We start from the raw sequence: 16,520 nt of genomic DNA, 5'->3' as shown, positions 1-16,520 counted from the left end.
TACCTAGATCATATCTTCCATATGAAATTGATTAATAAAGAAGCGGCTTGAAATTTAAAAGCTGATCTTCTCCATACCACTTGCCATTGCTACAGCTAATTTGATTCTTGCCTTTTTCGAGTCATTGTCACTGCCGAGGATAACGCCCTTCTTATAAAGATCATAGGCACTTCCCTCGTAATCATAGGTTGTGTAAACTGAACCTTCTTCTGCACTTGTTGTAATAACAAGTTTTATTCCTTTTTTAATAGCCTTTTCAATTTCTTCCATCATCTTAGGAGCCACCTGGCCTCTTCCTACTCCTTCTAAGACAATCCCACCAACGCCTGCTTCAATTGCTGCTTTGATAAATTTCCCATCTGCGCCGATATAGCATTTAATAATTTCAACTTGCGGGATAGATGATTTTAATTCATAATGTTCTCTTTTAATAGGTTTCTGAAAGACATGGACACGATCATTATCAATAATACCAAGGTAGCCAAATCCAAATGCATTAAAGCCTTGAATATTGGATGCATGTTCTTTTTTTACATATCTGGCCGCAAATATACGTTCATTAAAGACAACGACAGTCCCTGACATCTCTAAATCACTTGAACAAGCCGAATAAATAGCGTGCCTTAAGTTTATATATACATCGCTTCCTAAATCTTCTGGAGACCGCTGCGAGCCCGTTACCACCACTGGTCTATAATCATTAATCGTTAAATCCAGGAAATATGCTGTTTCTTCCATCGTGTCAGTACCATGGGTAACAACGACACCGGAAACTGCTTCATCTTTAAAGTAATCCTCAATTTTGTTTTTTAAAAAAACTAAATCCTCAAAAGTAATATGAATGCTTGCTTTCTGAAAAACGGAATCTACAATCACTTCAATGTCTTTTGGCAGATTACACATTGCCGCAAGCTCTTCACCTGTTATGGCCCCTGAGGCTAATTTTCCAGAATCCTTATTTGGTTTACTTGCAATCGTACCGCCTGTTGTTAAAAGCACAACCTTTTTCATCCATAATCATCCTTTTGCTTCTTTTTCTTTAATCGAACTCGCAATTTGTCCGCCATGAAAGCGGCCATTTTCAATGAAGATTTCATTCGCATTGTTTCCAGCCGCAATGACACCCGCGATATAAATCCCCTTAACATTCGTCTCCATTGTCTCTGGATTAAATAGCGGCCTTCCCGTTTCTTCATCGATTCCTATACCCATTTTGTTTAAAAATTGATGGTCGGGATGATAGCCGGTCATAGCAAAAACAAAGTCATTCTTAATTGTTTTTTGTTCTCCGTCCTTTACATAAACAACCTGATTTTCCGTTATTTCTTTAACATTTGCACGAAACTCCATGCTTATAGTACCATTTTTCACTAAAGAATCGAATTCAGGAAGGATCCATGGTTTGATGCTTTGAGAATATTCCTCACCGCGATACAAAACAGTTACCCGTGCTCCCGCCTTAATAAGTTCAAGTGCGGCATCGACACTGGAATTTTTCCCTCCGATTACACATACATCCTTATCATAATAAGGATGGGCTTCTTTAAAATAATGGAAAACCTTTGGTAACTCTTCACCGGGAACGCCCATAAAGTTCGGATGATCATAATAACCTGTTGCGATGACTAAATAATTTGCACAATACGTATTTTTATCGGTATAAACATCAAACTGTTGATTCTGTTTTATCACTTTTATGACTGTTTCAAATGCGTTTATACGAAGCTGCTTTCGCTTCGCTACTTCCCGATAATAGACAAGTGCCTGGTTTCTTTTCGGCTTATAACTATCGGTTACAAATGGCATCCCGCCAATTTCTAATTTTTCACTAGTACTAAAAAAGGTTTGATGTGTTGGATAATGATAAATGGAATTAACCACATTCCCCTTTTCTATGATTAAAGGCTTTTTCCCCATTTCCTGTAATGAAATAGCAGCAGCTAAACCACAAGGACCGCCGCCAATTATAATAATGTTTTCTGATTGCACGCTAGTTACACTCCTTATTAGGATTACAAATAAAAAACTCCTACCTTGTATATGATAGGAGTTTTTTTATTATAATTCAATGGAAAGTACTTAAATCCAGCCTCTGAAGCGGCTTGCTTCTGCCATTTTTCTTACCCCGACCATATAGGCAGCAAGCCGCATATCAACACGTCGTGTTTGAGCAGTATCATAAATATTCTTAAAAGACTTAACTAATATTTTTTCAAGCTTCTCTTCCACTTCTTCTTCAGTCCAATAATAACCTTGATTATTTTGGACCCACTCAAAGTAAGAAACTGTTACACCGCCTGCTGATGCTAATACATCCGGAACAAGCAGGACGCCACGTTCCGTTAAAATTTCAGTAGCCTCTAAAGTGGTTGGACCATTTGCTGCTTCTACAACAATGCTGGCGCGAATATTATGAGCATTTTCAGCTGTAATTTGATTTTCAATCGCAGCTGGAACGAGAATATCGCAATCAAGTTCAAGCAATTCTTTATTTGTTATTGTATTATTAAATAATTTTGTCACTGTTCCAAAGCTGTCTCGTCTATCTAAAAGATAATCAATATCAAGACCATTTGGATCGTGTAATGCACCGTAGGCATCGGAAATACCGATTACTTTTGCCCCGGCATCGTGCATGAATTTTGATAAATAGCTGCCGGCGTTACCGAAACCTTGAACTACAACCCTTGCACCCTCAATTTGAATGCCCTTCTTTATTGCAGCTTCGCGGATACAGATTGTCACACCTTTGGCTGTTGCTGATTCACGTCCGTGTGAACCTCCTAAGACAAGCGGCTTTCCTGTTATAAAACCAGGAGAATTAAATTCGTCGATTCGGCTATATTCATCCATCATCCAGGCCATGATTTGTGAATTTGTAAACACGTCTGGTGCTGGAATATCCTTCGTTGGTCCTACAATTTGGCTGATTGCCCTTACGTATCCACGGCTTAATCTTTCAAGCTCTCTAAAGGACATATCACGCGGATCACAAACGATACCACCCTTACCACCGCCATACGGAAGATCGACGATGCCGCATTTCAAGCTCATCCAAATCGAAAGGGCTTTCACTTCTGTTTCAGTTACCCCTGGGTGAAAACGAATTCCGCCCTTTGTTGGCCCTACTGAATCATTATGCTGTGCACGGTATCCCGTAAATATTTTTGTAGATCCGTCATCCATTCTAATTGGAATTTTCACTGTCATCATACGTAACGGCTCTTTCAAGAGCTCGTATACCTCTTCAGGATAACCTAACTTCTCAAGGGCTTTATGAATAACTGTTTGTGTTGATTTCAACACATCATTCTTTTCCACTTGATTAGTCTTATCTGTACTATTTTCGGCTACCATTTGTAATCCTCCTAAGAAATCTCTTTTACGAATGTTGTCCGCTTTCAGTCACAAGTATACACGTTTAATTGATTTATGCAAGATGAAAACCACACATTTAGTTAAATTTCGGAGTAAATATGTAAACGCTGCCAGTCTGATTTTCACAAAATATATAATATTCATATAGCCGCCCTAAAAAAACATAAAGGGGCTCTGGCCCCTTCTGAAATCTACGATTACTTATTAAAAAAATGCAATATGGTTTCCACTGTTTTATGCTCAATAATTGGTTTCCCATATTCTGCAAGCACATAGGGGCTTAGAATCGAAGGGTTCCCAAATTCAGATAAGATGCAGGCTGCCCTTTCTTTTTTAGCAGCGTCTACTTGGTCCATCAAAAGGTAATAGCAGTTCTGGAGTGAATATAGGCTCCCACCAAATATATCTATACAGGATAGCCTTTTTGAAAGGTCAATAATATCCTCAAATTCTTCAAACTCATATAAGAGTTCCTCACAGCCTTCAACCCTTACCTGCATTTCAATGTATCCATCATAGAGCAATTCATCATCATCTTTTACTTCGTCAACCGTAATAATCAAGATCATCCCTTGTGCCTGAAGGGAGAAAATTTCAACTGCTACAGAACCCTGGATATCAACATCGAATTCCTCGCTTGCCTCTTCTAGCATGTCATGAAAGAGTTGATTCCATTTACTTGAATCCTTCCAAATATCTTCTTTGGAAAGCCCTCTTTCAAACAAATCATCAGAGGTTAAAAAAATTTTTATTTTATTGGCCGTTAAGCGTTCTAAGCGCATGCATTTTGCCCCCTGCCGTGACATGACTCTTGTTTTCAGTGTATGCCTAAGGGTTCTATTGGTGAATTGTCTACATTATCCTAACACTTCTGTTCCATTCTTAAGGGTAATGAGGTGTGATTCAGCAGGCGCCCCCAGCCTTAAAGGCAGGGCCGTAGTTCCATAACCATTGCTAATCAAAAGTATTGTATTTCCTATTTTTTCAATTCCGCCTCTTTTATGTGGACTATAACCCAAGATATGTATTTGCCCCCCATGAGTGTGTCCGCTTATCACTAAGCGAATTTCGTGCTCAGAAAGAGTTTTTTTCGTGATTTTTGGAAAATGGCTGGCTAATATTTTGAAACTTTTCTCTTCCGCATCGAAAAGCGCTAAATCCAGCCGATCGCGGTTCTGACCCATGTCATCTACACCAAGTAAGCATAATTTTTCCCCGATTCCTGACTCGAAAGTCACCGCAGTATTATCTAAAACCTTTACACCTAACTCAAGCATAATGGCATCCAATTTATGAAAATCTACTTCATAATCATTGTTACCCCACACAAAATAAACTGGACCAATTTGCTTTAATTTCAATAAATTTGTTTTCACCTTTTCAAACGGAACACCTTTCTCCGTTAAATCCCCTCCAATGACGACGAAATCTGCCTTTCCCTTTACACCATTAATAACCTTATCTGAAATGGTCCGCCTATGAATATCCGAAATAAAGAAAATCGTCACCTTGCCAAATGAGGTTGGAAAGTCTGAAAAGAATAATTCATGTTCTATCACTTTATTTAAAAATGCTTCTCGTACCATATATAAAAGCAAGAGGAGCCCCCCCGCTAATATGAATAGACCAACCCAGAACAAACTCATATTCTCTTTTCCCCTTTTCCTAACTAAAGTTCTACGGAAATCATACCATAAAGCATGCTTAAACTAAAAAAGACAAGTGTGTGCACCCAGCCCAATTGGAAAAGGAAGATAAAGACGATAAATAGTCCAATACACTCCAAAAATAGTTGAACCCCCCCTTGAATGTGCTTCTTCCATGCTTTTCCGAGCTTATGTATTAATTCTCGAATGAGTTTACCATTGCAGAGAACCCCAATAAAAAATGCTGTTGAAGCTGCAAAAAATTTTAATGGATTAACTATAAAGGAAATAAAAAATTCGGAAAGCACAAATGGATGTGTAATCGCTATCCATTCGATTAGTAAATATCCGCATATAAAGACAATAAAGAGCATCCCTAATCTTTTAAACATAAAAAACCCCTCCCATACAATGTATGAGAAGGAAATTCAATCTTTCCCTAATTCATTTATTCGTCCTCTTGAATACTTAAAATACGGAATCCATGATCCTCAAGCTTCTTAGTAAACCGGTCAATATTATCTTTCTTTTCAATTTTCATCACAATTCTACGTACAAGTTTATCTGTTTCATCAAAGGTTACAAGAGAAATGATATGTTCATGGAATTGATGGGCAATTTCCGAAAGGCGGGCAATTCTTCCTTCCGTTTCAACCGATGTAAAGGCAATTCTAACTCCTGGACGGTTAACTCCAAACGCACTTTCGAATGAACTGATTACATCAGAACGTGTGACAACCCCAAGGAAATTTTTGTGCTCATCCACAACAGCTAATAAAGGGAAATCCTTCAAATCTAGAAGTGTTCTTTCGAATAATTCTCCACCTTGTAAAAACTTATCTTGATGTGTAGCAACTTCTTTAACGCAGGTAGATGCCAGATATTCATCTTTTTGTTGATTCGAAAGAAAATAACTTTCATAAATGTTATATCTTGTCGCAACTCCTACGTACTTATCTCCTTGTAAAACGGGTAATCCATCAATTTGATACGTTTCTAATAATTCCAAAGCAGCTTTTAGTGTTATATCAGCTTGTGCTGTAAAACATTCATGCTTGGGTATCATGATATTTTTTACGAACAATTCCCATCACCTCATAGTAATAATCCTTACTTCTTCATTATACTTCGACAATACCTCAAAAAATCCTTTAATATATTAAAGATTTATGTCATGTTACACGAAAAATATCATATGATTAATGGATGCTAAAATATAGGGAGGGCTACTATGAATACTCATCATAAATCGTATCATCCTTATGTGAGTCCGTTTGACCCTTGTAATCCAATTACCACAAAAACCTTTTCTACCCCGCCTCATTTATATATGGGGTTTCAACCACCGAATCTTCCACAATTCACACCACTAGAAGCACTCAGAGCAGGTACGCTTTGGAAAGACCTTTATGATCCTTACTACACCCCTTTTGAAAAAGCCCAAGGGGGGGAGCCGACATGAAACAGGTGCCTGCGGAATATTATCAATTAATGGAGCAGCTTCAAACCGTCGACTTTGTTTTAGTCGAGTTAACCCTATACTTAGATACACATAATGATGACCTTGAGGCCATCCATCAATTTAACCATTATGCCAAAGAAAGAAAACGGTTAAAAAAGGAATTTGAAAGTCAATTTGGCCCATTAATGCAATTTGGCAATAGTTACTCCGGTTATCCTTGGAATTGGGATGATACCCCATGGCCGTGGCAAGTTTAATAACGGAAGCGCCTTGGAGCTGGACAGTTATTGAAGTAAAAAAGGAGGGATCCGAGGTATATGTGGGTTTATGAAAAAAAATTACAATATCCTGTACGCGTAAGTACATGTAACCCAACACTGGCAAAATACTTAATTGAGCAATATGGCGGTGCTGATGGAGAGCTTGCGGCTGCACTGAGGTATTTAAACCAAAGATATACGATTCCCGATAAAGTAATTGGGCTTCTGACAGACATTGGCACAGAAGAATTTGCCCACCTCGAAATGATTGCTACAATGGTGTATAAATTAACGAAGGATGCCACTCCAGAGCAATTAAAAGCGGCAGGGCTCGGGGCTCATTATGCAGACCATGATAGTGCCTTATACTACCATAATGCTGCAGGAGCACCTTTCACAGCTACCTATATTACCGCAAAAGGGGATCCGATTGCCGATTTATATGAAGACATTGCAGCAGAAGAAAAAGCTAGGGCTACTTATCAGTGGTTGATTAACTTAAGTGATGATCCTGATATCAATGATAGCCTTCGATTTTTACGCGAACGCGAAATTATCCACTCACTTAGATTCCGAGAAGCCGTGGAAATTTTAAAAGATGAACGCGGCAAAAAGAAAATCTTTTAAAGGAAATAAGAAGCAGCCTGAATCCTGCTTCTTATTTCTTTTCGTGATAAAGGTTAATATCATACTGTTTTTTCATGATTTCAAAAACAATGTGGCGGTTCTTCCATTCCTCTTCCCTTTTCCATAAATCCTTACTGCGGTCGACAATTTCGCACCTTAATTCCTGATATTCCTTTTCCTTTTTCTCCTTTTGTTGTTTTAACAAATTCATTGCACCTAATCCAATAAGAGTCATGGTTAACACAAACATATTGAATGTATCATTTAATGCAACAGAAATAATCGCTAAAAATGAATAAGAATGGTGTCCAGCAATGTTGAAATAGAAATACACGAAGAAAATAAAGGCAAAAAATAGTGTTAAATAGATTGAAATATAATGCCATTTTTTCAGGTTATCGAACTTGTCCTTCCTCTTCCTTACATTTTCTAACATTTGTTTCGTTGCTTGATCTGTATGTTCAAGTAATTGGATTGGAGAATCCATTTATTATCGCCTCCATTTCTCCTTATATATTTATGACCTTGTCCCACAAATTATGTTTTTAAGATCAACAAAAAACCGATCTTGAGATCGGCTAGTTGTTTAGAGGTATTTTTAAGACTTGACCAGCATAAATATTTTCACTCTGAAGTTTATTCTCTTTCTTTATAATATCGATCCCTTTTTGGGATTGGTAATACTTATTCGCTAGCTTAAAAAGTGTTTCTTGTGGTTTAACCGTATGATAGATTATCTTCCTTGTTTGTGCGGTAGAATTTGTATTTGTTTCACTTTTTACATCCGTGGTTTGTTGCTGACTGTTTTTATCAGGAACCTGCTTATTGGCAGAGTCGTTATTTGAACTGGGTGATTGAACGGATGTATCGGAATGATTGCTTGTAACAGGTTGTACTGCTGCCTCCTTAGACTCGCTGCTTTTTTCCTCAGTTTCACTCAAATCAATGTTCTCCTGATTGGTTTCTTTTTGTTCCTCAGAAATGTTTTCGTCTTCTTGTTGCGTCTTTTCAATATTAATTGTTTCATATCCCACTGAATTTCCGGAAGTCTTTTCCGTCCCATTGATTTTTTTCCCGCTATCACGATAGGAAATCACACTAAAAATAATGATGGGAAGGAGGATAAAGCACAAGACTAATAGCCGAATGATTGGATATTTTAGCTTCCATTTCGTTTTCTTTTTCTTTTGACGGTGCACGCGCTCTCTCGGAGGTAATTTGTCACTATCACCGTCCTCAACGCTATCATTTATTTTTTGAATTCGCTGCTTTAATCTTTCCGCTTGGTCCCTGTATGGTTCTTCTTTATTCACGGAGCTCTCCCTCCTGTTCATTGTCAATTGTTGAACGTTTAAATTTTATATACATACCTAAAAGAAAATCAATAACAAAATGCATCATTATGGTTACAGCTAAATTTCCAGTGCATTCGTAAACAAGCCCAATAAAAAAGCTTAGTAAAACAATATTTAAAAATAAAAACCAATTAAAAAGATAACGATAATGGATAATAGCAAAAATGATGCTGGCTAGGATGAGTCCCACTTTTGTTTGAATGATTCCTCGAAAAAGTAATTCCTCACTAAAGGCAACAAATAGAGCAATTACAAGGATGTGAATCACATGTCTATTTTTAAAAATTCTTTCGTTCAATCCCCCGTCATCATAAAAGGAAGCTGGAAGCCATTTCATTAATCCAATATCCATGATAACAACAGCAACACCTGCAGGTATACCAATTGTAACAAGATCTATGTCATCTAAGTGAATATAATTTAAATACGAGAAATGGTCATATAACAGAAAACCTAAAATAAACGAGATGGCTAAAAGAATGATTTGTGTTAAATATAGATGATAAAGGAGCTCTTTATCCGTTAAACTTGCGATTAATTCATTATACTTCTTCTTCATTCACTCAACTCACTATTGATTAGAATTTTGGCAAGATAATCCTTCCACTTCTCTTCACTTCTTTTAAACAGCGATGTTTTTACGGTAGATAGATAATCAGTTAATTGCAGTCCACAACGGTCGCAGCATGAAGAATGCTTGTTTAGCAATATTTCATCAAAATATCGTAAGATAAATTCTCGTCTGCATGTGGTACATTCCAACCATTTTTTCATTCGAAAAATATTTTTGATTTTTATTTCTAATCTTTCGTTAACAAATTCCTTAATGGTCGACTTAAGCATTTCAGGGGAACGAACCTTTTGGGGTGAATTCATAACTAAGTCCTCGATCATTCTCCACTGAATCTCTGTAAAACCGCCCAGCTCTCTTAATCGATTAGTTAATTCTATCCTGCCATCCCTTAGTAACCCCTCATCCTTCACTTTTGCAAATAACCAATCAATCTGCTGTTCCGATGGCAACTCCCCTTCTGCTAGCTGAATGGGAAGCTGTTCATCACCTGGTGAGGATAAAGTAATAGCTACACTTGGGTTGCCATCACGGCCTGCCCTGCCGATTTCCTGAAGATAGGATTCTATTTGCATCGGCATATGATAGTGAATAATAAAACGAATATTTTCTTTGTTTATGCCCATCCCAAAGGCACTCGTGGCACAAATGACATCCAGCTGGTCATGAATAAACTGCTGCTGAATTAATATTCTTGTATTTTGATCCAATCCGCCGTGATATGCCATCGCCCGACAGATTCCATTTTCTTCTAGCATGACCGCCATTTGTTCAGCAGCCTTTTTACTTGAGAAATAAATAATTCCTGGCTTTTGGAGCCTTGAAACAAGTTCAATTACCCGGTTTTGTTTATCGTGGTAATTTTGTAATTTTTCAACATAAAAAGCAATATTCGGCCGATCAGTAGATGATTCTATTTTTACCATTTCTTCAAATCCAAGCGAATCGATAATGTCCTGGCGTACCTTTCTAGTAGCGGTCGCAGTAAGTGCAAGTGTTAAGGGATTCCCTAACTTTCCACGAATGTCACCTAACTTAGAATAATCCGGGCGAAAATCAAATCCCCACTGTGATATACAATGAGCTTCATCGACCACAAATAACGAAATGGTTAATTGCTTCAGCATCCTCATGATAAAAGGAATCCTCAGCATTTCAGGAGAAATAAAGATGAACTTATACTCCTTTAAATGAAGGAGTACATTATTTCTTTCTGCCGGTGAAAGAAATGAATTCAATGCAATGACCCTTTTCTCACCAAACCGTTTAAACTGCTCGACTTGATCCTGCATTAAGGAAAGAAGCGGAGAAATGATCAAAATATGCCCTTTTAAGATTAACCCCGGAAGTTGATAGCACAAGGATTTCCCAGTTCCTGTGGGGAGCATGGCCAATGTATGCTGTCCGGCAAGAATCGATGAAATGACTTCTTTCTGACCTGTTTTAAATGATTCAAACCCAAAATGTTTTTGTAAAAGTGTTTCTAATTCCATTATCTATCACCATTCTTTGCCAACACTAACCTTATTTGAAAATAAGTTGCTGCCGTCAATTTGTCCTTTATCAGCTTAAGCTGCTTCGTTCCGGTACTCCGAGAAATTCCTGCTATCTTCACCTGTAATTCTTTATCCACATAAGGATCTATTGAGAAATGATCGACATGTAAAGCAAATTCAACAAGATGGTCTTCTATTGTACTCAATTTCAAATGCCTGAACTTAGCAATCATATCAGGAGAATAACCCTGCATTAATAGCTTCCATGTTTTCCTAGATGAATGTGTTAATTCATCTTGTTGATGAAAGTCTTGGGTAAGAATTGTTAACAGGCTAAAACGGTTCGGATTTTGCATAATCATATTTATCAAATAATGAAGTGTATGAATACATCCGATATGGTAATCGTGGATATTCATATTTAATTTCTTTACGATCTGTATTGGAGTTAGGCCAATTTGCTGAAAACCAGTTAACCGAAACACCAAAACGGAGGGATCGATTTCCTTAGTCTCATTGAAACATTCTATCAATTCAGAGTTTACAATGCTCCCTATCTCTTTCCTTGGTACCTTGATTTCCTTTAAAGCAGATTTCAACCACAGATGAACATCTTTATTTTTTTGAATAGGAAGATAGCTTGTTTCGCCAAAAACAAGATTCGAAGTTACTTGAATAAATAACGACAGTCTTTCCCAAAACAATGAGGTAAATGGATGATAGCTCCATCCATTTATATACGTTGGGAGTGGATTGTTTTCTAATTTTGATTTTCCCAATTCCGTTAAAAGGTACTGTTGTTCACCGCAATGGTCGATCCACTTTTCCTCGAACATTGAATGAATGATTTCATCAAAGGATTCTCTTGTTAAAGGTTCGTAAATCCCAAAATAATTCTTTAAAGAAAATAAATGAGCATCTTGGATGGTTTGTGATGACTTTTTTCCATTTAAAAGGTGATAGATGGAATAGATCGTCCGTTCACGATTAATTTGTTTTAAACAATAAAGAATGATGGCTTCTAATTTCAACATATATGGTCCACCACTTTTCTACATAACATCGACAAATTCTCCGTTTTTTCTGTTTTTATTTTAACATGAAATGGGGGTTCTTGTTGCCCATAAATGTGGAAGTTTAAGAAAATCAAATATACAAACCACAGTTTTAATAGTATTTTTCTATTGAAAAGTTGACCATACAGTTTTACAATAGATATGAGTAATGCGTTTCCATTTTTATAATGGGAAACGAGTTTGAATAATATTTGTTATTTTACTGGGAGGTTTTTTTTCATGGCAAAGTACACGATTGTTGATAAGGAAACTTGCATTGCATGTGGTGCATGCGGCGCAGCAGCGCCAGATATTTATGATTATGATGATGAAGGTATTGCATTTGTAACACTTGACGACAACGAGGGAATCGTTGAAATTCCAGATGTATTAATCGATGACATGATGGATGCATTTGAAGGCTGTCCAACAGATTCAATCAAAGTTGCCGACGAAGCATTTGATGGTAATCCAACAAAATTCGAATAATATTTTGTCAATAAAATATTTTTAAGCTACTACCCCGTCTTTTTACAAGCGGGGTTTTTTATTTTTATATAATAAAAAACAGCAGGAGCCTTTATGAAGCTGCTCCTGCTGCTTTTTATGCACCTTTTACGGTGGACAATTTATTAATCCAAGCCTGCATCCGAATAAACAGCAGCATAAAGATTGCAGACATGATTACTCCTTTTAGTATGTTAAACGGTAAGACAGCAGGTACAACTAGGTTGCGCATATCAGGAAAACCCATAAGGACTGTATAGGCCGGTAAAATGAAGAAGTAATTTAAAATACTCATTACAACAGCCATTGTGACAGTGCCGGCAATTAACGCCATTGTCATACCCTTTCTAGTTTTGAGTCTGTTATATACAAAATACGTTGGCAGGATAAACACTATACCCGCAAGGAAATTGGCAATATGGCCAACCGGAATTCCTGTTTGGCTTCCTGTCGCAATATAATTTAAAACATTTTTAAAAAGTTCAACTAATACTCCTGCAATCGGCCCAAAAATTAAAGCGGCAATTAATGCTGGGATGTCACTAAAATCGACAAATAAGAAATTTGGGAATAGCGGCAGCGGGAAATTTAATAGCATTAAAAGATATGCTATACTGCTCAGCATTCCAATTGTGACGTAAGCCTTTACCGATATTTTCTTTGTTTTCTTCATTTCCTTCATCTTCCTCTCTCCTTTTTTGATCCATCGCGTAAGGAAGAGAGGTTCAGCACTAGACGGCCCGATAAATAAAAATCCCTCAAGATAAATTACTTGAGGGAGCTTACAAGGCACGCTTAATAAACGTCCAATGCACCAGCATTTTTTGAACGTTTGCAGAACCTCCATCTTCTCCCATCCAGACTATACTGTCGGCTTTGGAATCGCACCAAATCCTGCCTAAAAAGGCTCGCGGGCTCAAGAGCATTGCTCTAATACCGCCGATCGGGAATTTCACCCTGCCCCGAAGATAGATCGATATTAAATTACAACTTTATTATACTAAAGAAATTCCTTTTTGTTAAGTAAAAGGTTTTTTTAGTAAATACAAATACCCGCTGACAATCTTCAGCGGGTTTCCAGTGTATTACGGAACTGTTAAGATTTGGTTTGGTTTAATAAGATCAGACGTAAGGTTGTTTATTGCTTTTATCCTATCTACAGAAACGTTTTTTTGCAGTGCAATCGAGAACAATGTGTCCCCTTGATTAACGATATATTTTTCTTTGTTCGATTCTGATGTACCTTCATCCGTTTGCGGGTGGGAACTTACCACTAACACATTATCACCGGCACTTGCGATGCCACCTTGTACCGATTCGCCAACATCAGCCTTACCCAACAACTTTTCTGGGTCCATTGCATATTTCTTATCATATCTCCACTCTAATTGGTGGGTTTCAAAATGAAGATGTGTTCCAGTAGCTTGTCCTGTTCTTCCCATGTTCCCGATTACATCACCTTGTTTAATTGTTTGGCCAACCGATACTGTCCGCTTGTTTAAATGGGCATAAACGCTTACAAAATTACTAGGGTGTTTCATAAAAACTACATTACCGTATGTATTAGAATAATAGGACTTAACTATCACGCCGTCATCAACGGCCAGAACAGGAGTGTCCAATTTTCCCGCAATATCAATACCTTTATGTTGTCCATGCCTCGTTCCGTATGTATCGGAAATGACACCGTCTGCGGGCCATATCCAGTGATCATTCATTTCTTTATGTTCCTTTATACCCGCCGCTTCAGAATGTTTGCCGCCTAAAAATAATAAACTGACACAAAGCGCCATAATAACGGCAATTAATAATCTCTTTATGTAGTCACGCATTCTTTCATTTTCCTCCTTATAGATCTTGTCCTCTCCTCCACACCATATGTTCGTTAGTTCACGTTTAGAACATTCGCTGCTTTTGGAGAGTGACTCTGAGCATACTTGTTATAATTTGGAGTCTTCAGCAATTTTATTCAAAAAAAAATCAACCACTATGGGTTGATTGGAAATATTCATTGTATATTTCGGAAATTTGGCGCTATCGGCACCTTGATTTCATTTGATAAATCGAAAGGACCGATGGTTGGTATAGCAGAATCCTTAACGACCATTTTTTCTAGTCCGAATTCCTTCGCTGTTAAAAGCAATGCTTCAATAGAAGAAGAAGTCTGCTGGTTATTTTGCACACTTGAATTTCCTTTTAATGATAAAATTAATGTTTTGTCAGAGACTGACACATCATGTAACGGCATTAAGGGCAGCAGAGAACTTTTTAGACCCAATTCGGCATTATCGGTCTTCATTGCCTCTAATGCCGTATTAATGTCGTTAAATGTTTCTACTGATGGTGTTAGAAAAGGAATGTCACTGCCTTCGGGATAATAAAATAAAAAGGCATGTTTTTTCTCGAGAACAACATCCGCTTCTTCTAAATGACCATAATTCCCCAATTCGATTCCTGGTACACCTTTCGTCGAAAACTTTATTTTCTTAATATTACTATTGGAGGATATATCCTTTTTTAATACATTTATAAAACTAGTTTCATTGGCTGACCCTTGTCCGTACTGATGGTCAGAAGGAACATCCACCATAACACTGCTATTATTTTTATCGAGCTCCATTGTCACATTTAAAGGGTATAAATCCGATAATCCCCATTCCACTTCTTTTAAATTTGCCATGTTCTTCGTATATAGTGTAAGCCATGATTGATCTTGGGTATCATGAATGATTGTGGAAACAGGAATAAGTATTTGCGCTTGTGGATCTGGTATCCAATAGGTAAATACGGTTCCACCTGCCACATCATCGTCATAAACAGCCGTTTTTATGCTTTCAGCTTTCATTAAGTCTGTCTTTGCTGTTCCCGAATAAGTTTGTTCCTTTGATGAAGCATCCTCTTTCTTCAAATCAACTGCTGAATCTCTATCAGCAAGCTGCGTTTCCTTGTTTGCTGATGATTTTTCTTCTCGTGCTTGATCATAGGTGAAATTTGTCCCATCCATTAATTTAGGAGCTAAGATGAAAAAAAGAAGCAAGGCAGCTGCAGCAGCGATGCCCGGTAACAGCCATGGTTTTGTTTTGCGCTTTTTTAAAGAAAGATTTTGGTAAATGTCACGAGGATCGCGATGATCTTGCATTTTTGGCATTTGCCTTAATAATTCTTCGAGCTCTCTATCGCTCCACTCTGACTTTTTCACTAATTAATCCCTCCTTTTCAAAAAACATTTCCATATGCTTCTTCAAAACCTTCAAGGAGCGGTGTTGTGTTGTTTTAACCTTACTTTCCGTCCACCCTAAAGCCTGGGCTGTTTCAGCAATAGACAAATCCTGTAAATAGCGCAAAATAATAACAGACCGTTGGTCCAGCGTGCAATACTCGAGGCATTTGTATATCCATCTGATTTCTTCCTTTTGTACAGTAATTTCTTCCGGTATCGGATATTCATCCTTTACTTGATTCGTTGTCCAATCAAATTTTTCGAGCATTCTTTCTTTCCAACCCTTTTGTTTCCGGAAAAAGTCGATGGCAACATTTCTAGCAATCGAAAATAGCCATGTTTTTTCACTACTTTTCCCTTCAAAACGATGATAGGACTTAAATACTCGAATATAGACTTCTTGAACCAGGTCCTCGGCTTGTTCTTTGTTTCTAACCATATAAAATAGAAATTGAAAAACGTCATGATGATATTTTTGATATAGTTCATCGAAAACGGAGTCCATCAATTCCCCTCCCCGTTCATTAATATTAGTCGATGTATATGTATAAAAAGTTTCATCCATTTTCTACCGTCCGCACCATACTATTAAATATAGCCTTTTTGGGACCAAAAAGGAAGGTATTTGCTGGAAATCCATTTAAGTCCTAAATACCTGAAAAAGCTCATCCAATGATGGATGAGCTTTTATATCCCTGGGCAAGACGCTTTCGTTTTTAATTGTATCCAGCTGCAGCGTCTAGGGGCTCGGGGTCATAAGCCAATCCGTCAAGAAGGTTAAAGAACAACCTTCTCGCCGGCTCGTCTTATGCCTGTCGCCCCTGGGCAAGACGCTTTCGCTTTTAAATGTATCCAGCTGCAGCGTCTAGGGGCTCGGGGTCATAAGCCAATCCGTCAAGAAGGTTAAAGAACAACCTTCTCGCCGGCTCGTAGTATGCCTGTC

General features: G+C 37.6%; 20 protein-coding genes and 1 riboswitch. Of the genes, 4 read left to right on the top strand and 16 right to left on the bottom strand.

From position 1 onward, the window contains the following. Positions 1 to 54 precede the first annotated feature (54 nt). The 7 genes from ACIQXV_RS05110 to ACIQXV_RS05080 form a co-directional block, all read right to left on the bottom strand. On the bottom strand, positions 55 to 1,011 hold the full coding sequence (locus ACIQXV_RS05110) for an asparaginase (protein WP_402956643.1): 957 nt from the start codon (positions 1,009 to 1,011) through the stop codon (positions 55 to 57). 6 nt (positions 1,012 to 1,017) lie between these two features. After that, entirely contained in the window at positions 1,018 to 1,989 is a 972-nt protein-coding gene (locus tag ACIQXV_RS05105; protein ID WP_402956641.1) for a YpdA family putative bacillithiol disulfide reductase, read from the bottom strand. A gap of 90 nt (positions 1,990 to 2,079) precedes the next feature. Beyond that, positions 2,080 to 3,357 carry a Glu/Leu/Phe/Val family dehydrogenase gene (locus ACIQXV_RS05100; RefSeq protein WP_402956639.1) on the bottom strand — a complete coding sequence of 426 codons (1,278 nt, stop codon included), beginning with the start codon at positions 3,355 to 3,357 and terminating at the stop codon, positions 2,080 to 2,082. A gap of 218 nt (positions 3,358 to 3,575) precedes the next feature. Continuing rightward, positions 3,576 to 4,160: a genetic competence negative regulator gene (locus ACIQXV_RS05095; RefSeq protein WP_402956637.1), complete on the bottom strand. Its 585-nt coding sequence runs from the start codon at positions 4,158 to 4,160 to the stop codon at positions 3,576 to 3,578. 75 nt (positions 4,161 to 4,235) lie between these two features. Next, positions 4,236 to 5,024 carry a metallophosphoesterase gene (locus tag ACIQXV_RS05090; protein WP_402956635.1) on the bottom strand — a complete coding sequence of 263 codons (789 nt, stop codon included), beginning with the start codon at positions 5,022 to 5,024 and terminating at the stop codon, positions 4,236 to 4,238. A 23-nt stretch (positions 5,025 to 5,047) separates the two neighbouring features. Beyond that, positions 5,048 to 5,416: a hypothetical protein gene (locus ACIQXV_RS05085; RefSeq protein WP_402956633.1), complete on the bottom strand. Its 369-nt coding sequence runs from the start codon at positions 5,414 to 5,416 to the stop codon at positions 5,048 to 5,050. Between the two features lie 56 nt (positions 5,417 to 5,472). After that, on the bottom strand, positions 5,473 to 6,108 hold the full coding sequence (locus ACIQXV_RS05080; protein WP_402956631.1) for a CBS domain-containing protein: 636 nt from the start codon (positions 6,106 to 6,108) through the stop codon (positions 5,473 to 5,475). A 147-nt stretch (positions 6,109 to 6,255) separates the two neighbouring features. Here ACIQXV_RS05080 and ACIQXV_RS05075 point away from each other — a divergent pair, with 147 nt between their 5' ends. The 3 genes from ACIQXV_RS05075 to cotJC are packed head-to-tail and all read left to right on the top strand — an operon-like array spanning position 6,256 to position 7,373. Next, the gene (locus ACIQXV_RS05075) at positions 6,256 to 6,486 is read left to right on the top strand and encodes a spore coat associated protein CotJA (RefSeq protein WP_402956629.1); all 231 of its coding nucleotides are present in this window, start codon (positions 6,256 to 6,258) and stop codon (positions 6,484 to 6,486) included. Continuing rightward, a complete protein-coding gene (locus ACIQXV_RS05070) occupies positions 6,483 to 6,743 on the top strand; it encodes a spore coat protein CotJB (protein ID WP_402956627.1) in 261 nt (86 codons plus the stop codon). Before ACIQXV_RS05075 ends, ACIQXV_RS05070 begins: the two co-directional genes overlap by 4 nt. 60 nt (positions 6,744 to 6,803) lie before the next feature. Beyond that, on the top strand, positions 6,804 to 7,373 hold the full coding sequence (gene cotJC, locus ACIQXV_RS05065) for a spore coat protein CotJC (RefSeq protein ID WP_402956625.1): 570 nt from the start codon (positions 6,804 to 6,806) through the stop codon (positions 7,371 to 7,373). A gap of 31 nt (positions 7,374 to 7,404) precedes the next feature. Here cotJC and ACIQXV_RS05060 read toward each other — a convergent pair whose 3' ends face one another. The 5 genes from ACIQXV_RS05060 to ACIQXV_RS05040 form a co-directional block, all read right to left on the bottom strand. Further along, complete coding sequence (locus tag ACIQXV_RS05060; protein WP_402956624.1) at positions 7,405 to 7,860, bottom strand: DUF2663 family protein; 456 nt, start codon at positions 7,858 to 7,860, stop codon at positions 7,405 to 7,407. Between the two features lie 91 nt (positions 7,861 to 7,951). Beyond that, a complete protein-coding gene (locus ACIQXV_RS05055) occupies positions 7,952 to 8,686 on the bottom strand; it encodes a LysM peptidoglycan-binding domain-containing protein (RefSeq protein ID WP_402956622.1) in 735 nt (244 codons plus the stop codon). After that, positions 8,679 to 9,287, bottom strand: coding sequence for a CPBP family intramembrane glutamic endopeptidase (locus ACIQXV_RS05050; protein WP_402956620.1), 609 nt, complete (start codon positions 9,285 to 9,287; stop codon positions 8,679 to 8,681). The genes ACIQXV_RS05055 and ACIQXV_RS05050 overlap by 8 nt, the downstream gene beginning before the upstream one ends. Beyond that, positions 9,284 to 10,792, bottom strand: coding sequence for a RecQ family ATP-dependent DNA helicase (locus tag ACIQXV_RS05045; protein WP_402956618.1), 1,509 nt, complete (start codon positions 10,790 to 10,792; stop codon positions 9,284 to 9,286). The genes ACIQXV_RS05050 and ACIQXV_RS05045 overlap by 4 nt, the downstream gene beginning before the upstream one ends. Then, entirely contained in the window at positions 10,792 to 11,829 is a 1,038-nt protein-coding gene (locus ACIQXV_RS05040) for a YpbB family protein (protein WP_402956616.1), read from the bottom strand. The genes ACIQXV_RS05045 and ACIQXV_RS05040 overlap by 1 nt, the downstream gene beginning before the upstream one ends. 261 nt (positions 11,830 to 12,090) lie before the next feature. Between ACIQXV_RS05040 and ACIQXV_RS05035 the strand changes: the two genes are divergently transcribed. Continuing rightward, positions 12,091 to 12,339: a ferredoxin gene (locus ACIQXV_RS05035; RefSeq protein ID WP_024030326.1), complete on the top strand. Its 249-nt coding sequence runs from the start codon at positions 12,091 to 12,093 to the stop codon at positions 12,337 to 12,339. A gap of 115 nt (positions 12,340 to 12,454) precedes the next feature. Here ACIQXV_RS05035 and ACIQXV_RS05030 read toward each other — a convergent pair whose 3' ends face one another. The 4 genes from ACIQXV_RS05030 to sigX form a co-directional block, all read right to left on the bottom strand. Next, the gene (locus tag ACIQXV_RS05030; RefSeq protein ID WP_402956614.1) at positions 12,455 to 13,039 is read right to left on the bottom strand and encodes an ECF transporter S component; all 585 of its coding nucleotides are present in this window, start codon (positions 13,037 to 13,039) and stop codon (positions 12,455 to 12,457) included. A gap of 159 nt (positions 13,040 to 13,198) precedes the next feature. After that, positions 13,199 to 13,331: riboswitch (FMN riboswitch) on the bottom strand. A gap of 111 nt (positions 13,332 to 13,442) precedes the next feature. Continuing rightward, complete coding sequence (locus ACIQXV_RS05025; protein ID WP_402956612.1) at positions 13,443 to 14,189, bottom strand: peptidoglycan DD-metalloendopeptidase family protein; 747 nt, start codon at positions 14,187 to 14,189, stop codon at positions 13,443 to 13,445. Positions 14,190 to 14,365: 176 nt separating this feature from the next. Further along, positions 14,366 to 15,556: a hypothetical protein gene (locus ACIQXV_RS05020; RefSeq protein ID WP_402956610.1), complete on the bottom strand. Its 1,191-nt coding sequence runs from the start codon at positions 15,554 to 15,556 to the stop codon at positions 14,366 to 14,368. After that, a complete protein-coding gene (gene sigX, locus ACIQXV_RS05015) occupies positions 15,531 to 16,082 on the bottom strand; it encodes an RNA polymerase sigma factor SigX (RefSeq protein WP_402957132.1) in 552 nt (183 codons plus the stop codon). The genes ACIQXV_RS05020 and sigX overlap by 26 nt, the downstream gene beginning before the upstream one ends. Positions 16,083 to 16,520 lie beyond the last annotated feature (438 nt).

Origin of the sequence: Neobacillus sp. NPDC097160, from assembly GCF_044762155.1 — a bacterium.
GTDB lineage: Bacteria > Bacillota > Bacilli > Bacillales > Cytobacillaceae > Neobacillus.
This window is presented reverse-complemented; position numbering and strand designations above follow the sequence as displayed.

Excerpts from the sequence above, each read along its gene's own strand:
- sigX (WP_402957132.1), bottom strand. The coding sequence starts at position 16,082 with ATGGACTCCGTTTTCGATGAACTATATCAAAAATATCATCATGACGTT.
- ACIQXV_RS05050 (WP_402956620.1), bottom strand. The coding sequence starts at position 9,287 with ATGAAGAAGAAGTATAATGAATTAATCGCAAGTTTAACGGATAAAGAG.
- cotJC (WP_402956625.1), top strand. The coding sequence starts at position 6,804 with ATGTGGGTTTATGAAAAAAAATTACAATATCCTGTACGCGTAAGTACA.
- ACIQXV_RS05025 (WP_402956612.1), bottom strand. The coding sequence starts at position 14,189 with ATGCGTGACTACATAAAGAGATTATTAATTGCCGTTATTATGGCGCTT.
- ACIQXV_RS05060 (WP_402956624.1), bottom strand. The coding sequence starts at position 7,860 with ATGGATTCTCCAATCCAATTACTTGAACATACAGATCAAGCAACGAAA.
- ACIQXV_RS05040 (WP_402956616.1), bottom strand. The coding sequence starts at position 11,829 with ATGTTGAAATTAGAAGCCATCATTCTTTATTGTTTAAAACAAATTAAT.
- ACIQXV_RS05095 (WP_402956637.1), bottom strand. The coding sequence starts at position 4,160 with ATGCGCTTAGAACGCTTAACGGCCAATAAAATAAAAATTTTTTTAACC.
- ACIQXV_RS05070 (WP_402956627.1), top strand. The coding sequence starts at position 6,483 with ATGAAACAGGTGCCTGCGGAATATTATCAATTAATGGAGCAGCTTCAA.
- ACIQXV_RS05090 (WP_402956635.1), bottom strand. The coding sequence starts at position 5,024 with ATGAGTTTGTTCTGGGTTGGTCTATTCATATTAGCGGGGGGGCTCCTC.
- ACIQXV_RS05110 (WP_402956643.1), bottom strand. The coding sequence starts at position 1,011 with ATGAAAAAGGTTGTGCTTTTAACAACAGGCGGTACGATTGCAAGTAAA.
- ACIQXV_RS05075 (WP_402956629.1), top strand. The coding sequence starts at position 6,256 with ATGAATACTCATCATAAATCGTATCATCCTTATGTGAGTCCGTTTGAC.
- ACIQXV_RS05085 (WP_402956633.1), bottom strand. The coding sequence starts at position 5,416 with ATGTTTAAAAGATTAGGGATGCTCTTTATTGTCTTTATATGCGGATAT.
- ACIQXV_RS05045 (WP_402956618.1), bottom strand. The coding sequence starts at position 10,792 with ATGGAATTAGAAACACTTTTACAAAAACATTTTGGGTTTGAATCATTT.
- ACIQXV_RS05100 (WP_402956639.1), bottom strand. The coding sequence starts at position 3,357 with ATGGTAGCCGAAAATAGTACAGATAAGACTAATCAAGTGGAAAAGAAT.
- ACIQXV_RS05035 (WP_024030326.1), top strand. The coding sequence starts at position 12,091 with ATGGCAAAGTACACGATTGTTGATAAGGAAACTTGCATTGCATGTGGT.
- ACIQXV_RS05030 (WP_402956614.1), bottom strand. The coding sequence starts at position 13,039 with ATGAAGGAAATGAAGAAAACAAAGAAAATATCGGTAAAGGCTTACGTC.